The sequence below is a fragment of the Pseudomonas sp. genome (assembly GCF_035277045.1).
GTDB lineage: Bacteria > Pseudomonadota > Gammaproteobacteria > Pseudomonadales > Pseudomonadaceae > Aquipseudomonas.
Map to the genome: position 1 here is coordinate 1 of NZ_DATELE010000310.1, position 8,353 is coordinate 8,353.

Here is an 8,353-nt window from a genome sequence, read left to right on the forward strand (position 1 = left end):
CGCAGGGTCCGAACGGCTGGTCGAGCTGGCCAGCCAGCGCAAGGTGCATGACACCCGGCTGTGGACCGAGATTGCCGCGTTGACAGGCGCGGCGGGCAATTCGACCGCGCTGGTGGGCACCCCGGACCAGGTCGCCGAAGCGGCGTTGGCGTACTACGAACTAGGGGTCACGACCTTCCTGTTCCGCGGGTTTGATCAGTTGCGTGACGCGGTCGAATACGGGCAGCAGTTGCTGCCGCGGATCCGGGCGCTGGTGGAGCAGCGGGAGGCTGGGCGCAGCGTTCGTCGGGCCTGATTGGTTGGTCAGGATAGTCAAAATCATAGTTTGGAATATTACTTAAACCTAACATTCCCGATAATCATAATTAACTTAGAACCAAAAAGCCTTTCACATCCTGTTACAAGAGCGATAGGTTATTTACACCGACCCCGACATGGCGGAGGCAAATGGATTTGCACCAACCGCCGTCGGGGCTCATTGTGTCTGTCACACCCCGCCCCCGACCCGTTTGCGCGAATCCGATCACACCCTTATCGGAGCACGTGACATGGGATTGTCCCGTAGAGATCTAATCGCCCGCCTCGCCGCCATCGGTGGCTATTCGGCGGCAATGGGCGCGCTGGGGCAGAATGCCCTTGCCGCCACGTTCGAACCCCTGCAACTGGCCGCCAACGGCGGCAACGGCAAGCGCGTGGTCATCGTCGGCGCCGGCATCAGCGGCCTGGTCTCGGCCTTCGAGCTGCGCAAGGCAGGCTTCTCGGTCAAGGTGCTGGAGGCCCGCGAACGGGTCGGCGGACGGGTCTGGACGCTGCGCGGCGGCGACCGCATCGAGCACAACGACGGCAGCAGCCAGACCGTCGAATTCGACCAAGGCCTGTTCTTCAACGCAGGGGCCGCGCGCTTGCCCAGCCACCACCTGACCATTCTTGGCTACTGCCGGGAACTGGGGGTCGAGCTGCAGGTGCTGGTCAACAGCAGCCGCAACGCCCTCGCCCAGCCTGACCTTGCCCGTCCCCCGCTGCTCCTGCGCCAGGCGGTCAACGACACCCGCGGCCACTTCAGCGAGCTGCTGGCCCGCAGCGTCAGCCGCAACAGCCTCGACAAGGAGCTCAGCGCGCCCCAGCGCAAGGCGTTGCTGGACTTTCTCAAGGTCTACGGCGACCTCGACGCCCAGCAGCAATACCGCGGCTCGGTACGTTCGGGGTACACCCGCTTCGCCGGCGCCGGCGACCAGACGCCGATCCAGCGTCAGCCTGTGCCGCTGGAGCAGTTGCTCGACAACAACCTGCTGCTGCCGCTGGTGTTCGATGAAATTCCGGAGTTCTCTTCGACGATGTTCCAGCCGGTCGGCGGCATGGACCAGATTCCCAAGGCGTTCTACCGCCAGGTCAAGGACAGCGTGCAGCTGGGCGCCGAGGTGATCAACGTGCGCACTGGCGACAACGGCAGCCAGGTGACCTGGCGCGACCGGCGCACCGGGCGCACCCAGGTCGAGGAGGCCGACTACGCCATCGTCACCCTGCCGTTACCCCTGCTGGCGCGCCTGGACACCAACTTCAGCAGCGAGGTGCGCAAGGCCTTGGCCCAGGCCGAAGGCGACAAAGCCAACAAGGTGGCCTGGCAGTCGCCGCGCTTCTGGGAAACCGACTTCCAGATCTACGGCGGCCTCTCCTACATCAATCACGAAGCGCGCACCTTGTGGTACCCCAGTGATCGTCTGAACAGCGCCCAGGGCGTGCTGGTGGCCACCTACAACACCGGCGCGGTCGCCGAACAGTTCGCCGCCAAGGCGCTGTCCGCGCAGATCAACTCCTCGCGCCAGGCCGTCGAATCGCTGCACCCCGGGCACAGCCACAAGCTCGGCCGCCCGCTGGCGATCAACTGGTCGAAGATCCCCTTCAGCGAGAGCCCGTGGATTGTCCACGACGAGGTCGCCCAGCCGGCCTACGACATTCTCAACCAGCCCCAGGGCCGCACCTGGCTGGCCAGTGATGCGCTCGCTCATGGCGGGGTCGGCATCTGGCAGAACAGCGCCGCCGAATCCGCCCGCCGGGTGGTCGGCCTGATCGCCCAGCATGCCGCCCAGTCCACCCGCACCGCCGCCTGACCAAAGGAAAACCCGACCATGCCACGCCTTTCGCTGATCGCTGGAGTCCTCATGAGCCTGACCCTGACCGCCCACGCCGACGCCATCCGCCGTATCGATCCACCAGGTTCGAACTTTCCCATCTCGCAACTGGTGACGGTGCCTGCCGGCAGCCAGCTGACCTTTGTCAGCGGCACCCTGCCCGACGTCGCCGACCCGAAGGCCGCCAAGGGCAGCATCGCCGCCTACGGCAACACCGAGACCCAGACCCGCTCGGTGCTCAACAAGCTGCGGACCGCCCTGCGCAGCCAGAACCTCGACGTCGGCGATATCGTCCAGCTGCGGGTGTTTTTGGTGGGCGACCCGGACAACGGCAACCAGCTCGACTTTGCCGGCCTGCAAGCGGCGTACACCGAGTTCTTCGCCACCGCCGAGCAGCCCCGCAAGCCCACCCGCACCGCCATCCAGGTGGTGGCCCTGCCATTGCCCGGCGCATTGGTCGAGATCGAAGCGATCGCAGCCAAGGCGCCCTGAGCGCGCCACACTGCCGACAAGGAACATTTTGCATGAAGCAACTTTTGACCACTGCCTCGCGTCTACCCTTGCTGCTGCCCGTCGCGTTCGTCAGCAGTTTCCACGGTGAGCTCCTGCAGGCCGCCGAGCCTGCTGCCTCGTCCCTGCAAACCGTGATCGTCACCGGCAACCGCAGCGGTGAGAAACGCACCGTCACCACCAGCCCCGTGCCGATCGACGTGATCAGCGCCAAGCAGCTGCAAGACACCGGCAAGCCCGGCCTGATGGAAGCCCTCAGTGCCAGCGTGCCGTCGCTGACCCTGCCCGAGAAGACCGGCTGGGACGCCAGCGGCATGGCCCGCGCGCCCAACCTGCGCGGGCTGAATGCCGCCCAGGTACTGGTGCTGGTCAACGGCAAGCGCCGCCACACCAGCGCCACTCTCAATATCAGCGGCATCAATGCCGGCGCCGCGCCGGCCGACCTCGACCTGATCCCGATCAGCGCCATCGACCATGTCGAAGTGCTGCGCGACGGCGCCGCCGCCCAATACGGCTCCGACGCCATCGCCGGGGTGATCAACGTGATCCTCAAGGCCGATGACAGCGGCACCGCGGTGACCACCGCCGGGCAAGGCTACGACGGCAAGAAACAGACCGTGCAGCAGAGCCTGAACAAAGGCTTCGAGATCGGCCGCGACGGCATCCTGCAACTGGCGCTGGATGCTCGCAGCCAGAACGACGACAACAAGGCCAGCGCCAACGGCTACAGCACCGCCGAGGCCTTCGACAAGGCCGGCAAGTCGACCTATGGCGGCTACGGCACGCCAAAGATCAACCTGCTGACACTGGGCTACAATGCCGAGCTGCCGGTCAGCGACGACCTCAGTCTGTACTCCTTCACCACCGCGTCGTATCGCAAGGCCGAGCAGGGCCAGAATTTCCGCCTGCCGACCATCGTCAACACCATCACCACCGGCCCCAATGGCTACCCCGCCGGGTACAGCCCGACCTGGTACATCGAGGAGCACGACTTCCAGGCTGCCGTTGGCGCCAAGGGCCTCGTCGGCGAATGGGACTGGGATCTGTCCAGCACCTACGGGCGCAACGAGGCCGAGCAAGGCACCTGGAACAACCAGAACCCGTCGCTGGGCGAAGCCACGCCCAATCACTTCGAGTCCGGCACCTGGATCTCCTCGCAACTGACCAGCAACCTCGACCTGCGGCGCAGCTACGACATCGGCCTGGACAAGCCGCTGGATGTGTCCTGGGGCCTGGAGCAGCGGCGCGACAGCTACCAGGTCAAGGCCGGCGACCGGGCCAGCTGGGTGGACGGGGGCTACTGCGTCAGCCCCGGGAACTGCGCCGCCTCCGGTGCCCAGGTCACCAACGGCATCTCGCCGGCCGAAGCCACCAGCAGCAGCCGTAACAGCTACGCCAGTTACGTGGATGTGGGCTTCAACCCCCTGCCCCAGTGGTACTGGGGCGCGGCGCTGCGCTACGAGCACTACGACCGCGGCATCGGCGCCACCCGCAGCGGCAAGCTGACCACCCGCTACGAGTTCACCCCGCAACTGGCGGTACGCGCCACCGTCAGCAACGGCTTCCGCGCACCGTCGCTCGCCAACAGCCTGTTCAGCGCGCGCTCCACCACCTATGGCGTGGTCAACGGCGTCTACCAGTCGATCAACTACGGCGTGCTACCCGTGGACTCGGCCGCGGCGCAGGCGCTGGGCGCCGAGTCGCTGAAGCCGGAGAAATCCACCAACTACAGCCTCGGCATGACCTGGCAGCCCAGCGACCGCCTGGCCTTCACCGCCGATGCCTACCTGATCAACGTGCGCGACCGCATCACCCTCACCGGCACGCTGCTCGGCGACGAAGTGACCCAGACCTTGCTCGACAACGGCATCGACTCGACGTCGGGCGGGCGCTACTTCACCAACGGCGCCCACACCCGCACCAAGGGCCTCGACCTGGTCAGCAGCTACGACCAGGACCTGGGCGGCGCCGGCGCGCTGAAGTGGACGGCGGCCTTCAACTGGAACGACACCGAGATCCTCGACTACAAGCAGAACGTCAACATCCTCGGCACCCCGTACGAACTGATGAACCGCGAGGCGCGCAACCTGCTGACCGAGGTGCAGCCGCACACCAAGCTGATCCTCGGGGCCAACTGGCGCTACGACAAGTACCGGGTCAACCTGGGACTGACCCGCTACGGCTCGTGGCGCGAGGTCAACGACGCCAATGACCGCTCGCTGGACCGCGACTACAAGGCTCGCTGGATCACCGACCTGGACGTGGGCTACCAGCTGACCAAGGACCTGGAACTGGCGATCGGCGCGCGCAACCTGTTCGATGTCTATCCCGAACGGCAAGCGCCCAGCAGCAAGACCATGACCAAAGGGTATGGCTCGTATTCGCCTTACGGGTTTACCGGCGGGTATTACTTCGGGCGGATGACGTACAACTTCTGAGGGTCGAAAGAAGCCTCTTCGCAGAGCAATCCTGAGAAGAGGCCTTGCACCGGGAACAGCCGGTTTTCAGAACGCCGCCTGCACCTTCAGCCCGGACACCCAGGCATCCTCCACCTGCCTCACGCCACCGGGATGCCGGACGTATTGCAGGTTCGGCCTGACCGTCAGCCAGTCGGCAATGTGCACGCCGTAATTGAGCTCGGCGTTGTACTCCGTCTCCTGCACCGGCAGGTAGGCCGGGTCGTCGTAGTCCGCGATACCGTTAGCCTGGTTGGTCAGGGCGGCGTTCTTGCGGTACGCCGGGTTGACATGCACCTCGGACACGGCGAAGCCGAGATCGTCCTGGGGACGGGCATCGAACGCGCCTTTGTAGATCGCCCCCACCGAGACGTAGTGATCGACCTTGCTGGTCGCGCGGTCATGGGCAGTGGCCATGGCGAACAGCGTGAGGCCGCGCGAGGCATCATTCCCGTGACGGGTCAGCTGCTGCATGGCGCCCAGCCACAGGCCATGCTTGCTCGACGTGCTGCGGTAGCTGGCGCCGCTGAGAACGGCAGGCTGCCCGTTACCGTCCTTGAGCACATCCCGGGCATTGGCGCTGCTGTAGTAGTAACCGGCGCGGTACTCCCCCGGCAGCCCGTCGAACCGTGGCTGCCAGACCACCTCCACCGGCAGCACCGCACCTTCGGTACCGCTGCCGCTGAGCTTGAAGCCATTGCGCGACTCGGTGTTGGACGGGTTCTGCTCATAGACGCCCACCTGAGTGAACAGCTCGGGCGTGAGCCGGTACTTGACCCGCAGCGCCCATTGGGTGACGGGCCAGTTGTACCAGATGCCGCCCCAGTTGCCGGCCTGCGAGCCGCAGAAGGTCAGGTTCTGGAAGTCACAGTCAAAGCTGTTGAAGTCTTCGCCTTCGCCGAAGCGTCCCGCCTTGATATCCAGGCGCTTGTCGAAAAATGCCTGCCGGTAGAACAGCTGGGTCAACCGCCAGTGCGAGCCGCGGCCCCAGACTTCCTGGGATGAACTCAAGGTGCCAACGCGGGGGTCGCCGACGCGTGCGTTGGAAATGTTGTCGCCATTGCGGTCGGCAACCGTCACCTGGAACAGCGCATCGTGCCAGCCCAGCAGCTTCTCCAGGTCGAAACCGGCACCGAGGGTGTACTGGTCGCTGTAGCGGGCGCTGCGGTCGTTGTCGTAGCCGCCGCCCAGATTGGCGCCGATCTCGCCGACGTAGGAAAACTCAAGGTCGATGCCTTGGCGGATCAGGTCGGTGCGGGCACCGTTCCAGTCGCCAAGCGCCCAGGGCGAATCGGTGGCCAGCGCCTGCGCGGCGATGGCAGGCGGGGTGCAGACGGCGGCGGCCAGAATCAAGCAGGGGGTGATGGGCAGGCGACGCGAGGGTGCGGGGAAAAACATCAGAGTCTCTCTTGTTATCAACTGAAGAAGGGCCGCCGCGAGGGCGGCCCCAGACGACTTACCGGACGCTGGCGCGCATCTGTGGCGCAAGGTCGAGCTGCTTGCGCATGCTGGCCACCTCCTCCGGCGTGACCGGCTGGGCACTGTTGCCCCAGCTGTTGCGCATGAAGGTGAGGATGTCGGCGATCTCGGCGTCGCTGAGCTTCCAGTCGAACGCCGGCATGCCTGCGCCGGTGACGTAGGTGTGGGTATGCACGGCGCGGGCGCCTCCCAGCACCACGCTGGTCAGGGTGTCGGTGTTGCCCGCCAGGATCGCCTTGTTGCCGGCGAAACCGGTGATCATGTGGCTGACGCCTTCTCCGGCCGTGCCATGGCATGCCGAGCAATGCACCTCGTAGCCTTGTCCGCCGCGTTGCATGCGGGCATCGGTCGCGGCCACCGCGGGCGGAGGCAGTGGCGAGGCGCCGGGCAACGATTTCAGGTAGACCGCGATGGCGCGCAGGTCGGCCTCGGTCAGGTGCTGGGTGGAGTTCTCGATGGCTTCGGCCATCGGCCCGCTGGCCACGGCCACCCCGTCGCTGCCGGTCTTCAGGTAGTCGACGATCTGCTCCACGCTGCTGTCACCCAGGCCCAGGTGCGGGTCGTTGGTGATGTTGGGCGCGAACCAGGTGCCGACCAGACCGCCTTGCAGCGCGTTGGCGGCAACCGGCCCGCCCATGATGTTGCGTGGGCTGTGGCAGGCGGCGCAGTGGCCCGCGCCGTCAACCAGGTAGCGGCCACGGTTCCATTCCGGGCTCTGCGCGGCATCCGGCAGGAACACCTTGTTCTCGAAGAACATCCAGTTCCACCCGGCCATCAGCAGGCGCTGGTTGAACGGAAAGTTCATGCCAGCCAGCTCCTCGACCTTGTGCGTCTTGGGCTCCAACGTGCTGAAGAACGCCCACAGCGCACGCATGTCGTCATCGCTCATGCGGGTGTAGTCGGGATACGGCATGGCCGGGAACAACATGCCGTGCCGCCCTCGCCCCTGACGCACGGCGTTGAAGAAATCGCGCTCGGTGTAGTTGCCGATGCCGGTGTCGCGGTCGGGGGTGATGTTCGACGACTGGATATCGCCAAACGGTGTGCCGATCACATAGCCACCGGCAAAGTCACCGCTTTTGGCGGTATGGCAGGCCGCGCAGTCGGCGCTGCGCATCACGTATTCGCCCTGCTTTACCAGTGCGGCGTCGGTGGACCTGAAGTCGCTCAGGCGAACGTCATCGTTGGCCACCTCGGAACGTGCGGTGGAGTTGGCCTGGATCACCAGACCGAGCATCACGGCGCCGGCCAGGGCGAGGACGCCCCCACCGACCAGGGCGGTTTTCTTGTTGATCATGGAGTGCCTCACACCAGCGGACCGGGGTTGTGTTGGTATTTCTCATGGATCGCCCGGGCCGTGCGGATGGCCAGCGCGCCGACGGTGCTGGTGGGGTTGTAGCCCGCGTTGGTGGGAAACGCCGAGGCGCCGACCACGAACACGTTATGCGCGTCCCAGCTCTGCAGGTAGGTGTTGACCGCGCTGGTGCGTGGGTCTTCGCCCATGACCATGCCGCCCTGGGTATGGTTGGAATACTCGTCGTAGGGCGTCCACGACTGGGCCGCGGCATTGAAGGTATGAATGTGCCGGGCCCCCATCTGCTTGCCGATCTCGACCGCGCGTTTCTCGATGAAATGCGCCATGCGCCGGTCGTTGTCGTTCCAGTCGAAGGTCATGCGCAATAGCGGCAGGCCGTAAGCATCTTTGTAGGTCGGATCCAGATCGAGATAGTTGTGCCGATAGCTCAGGCACGATGCGTGGATGTTGATCGACATGGCGCG

At 65.5% G+C, this 8,353-nt stretch carries 7 protein-coding genes; 4 read left to right on the plus strand and 3 right to left on the minus strand.

The window, feature by feature from the left end:
• The 4 genes from VJS90_RS20785 to VJS90_RS20800 all read left to right on the plus strand — a co-directional run.
• On the plus strand, nt 1–295 hold a 295-nt coding region (locus VJS90_RS20785), incomplete at its 5' end, for an LLM class flavin-dependent oxidoreductase (protein WP_324123509.1).
• A gap of 253 nt (nt 296–548) precedes the next feature.
• Nucleotides 549–2,108, plus strand: coding sequence for a flavin monoamine oxidase family protein (locus VJS90_RS20790; RefSeq protein ID WP_324123510.1), 1,560 nt, complete (start codon nt 549–551; stop codon nt 2,106–2,108).
• Nucleotides 2,109–2,159: 51 nt separating this feature from the next.
• On the plus strand, nt 2,160–2,621 hold the full coding sequence (locus VJS90_RS20795) for a RidA family protein (protein ID WP_414704967.1): 462 nt from the start codon (nt 2,160–2,162) through the stop codon (nt 2,619–2,621).
• Nucleotides 2,622–2,653: 32 nt separating this feature from the next.
• Nucleotides 2,654–5,077, plus strand: coding sequence for a TonB-dependent receptor (locus tag VJS90_RS20800; protein WP_324123512.1), 2,424 nt, complete (start codon nt 2,654–2,656; stop codon nt 5,075–5,077).
• Nucleotides 5,078–5,143: 66 nt separating this feature from the next.
• Here VJS90_RS20800 and VJS90_RS20805 read toward each other — a convergent pair whose 3' ends face one another.
• From VJS90_RS20805 to VJS90_RS20815, 3 genes are all read right to left on the minus strand, one after another.
• Complete coding sequence (locus VJS90_RS20805) at nt 5,144–6,493, minus strand: carbohydrate porin (protein WP_324123513.1); 1,350 nt, start codon at nt 6,491–6,493, stop codon at nt 5,144–5,146.
• 58 nt (nt 6,494–6,551) lie between these two features.
• A complete protein-coding gene (locus tag VJS90_RS20810) occupies nt 6,552–7,871 on the minus strand; it encodes a cytochrome c (RefSeq protein ID WP_324123514.1) in 1,320 nt (439 codons plus the stop codon).
• Between the two features lie 8 nt (nt 7,872–7,879).
• Nucleotides 7,880–8,353, minus strand: a 474-nt coding sequence (locus tag VJS90_RS20815; protein ID WP_324123515.1) for a GMC family oxidoreductase, incomplete at its 5' end; no start/stop codon positions are given.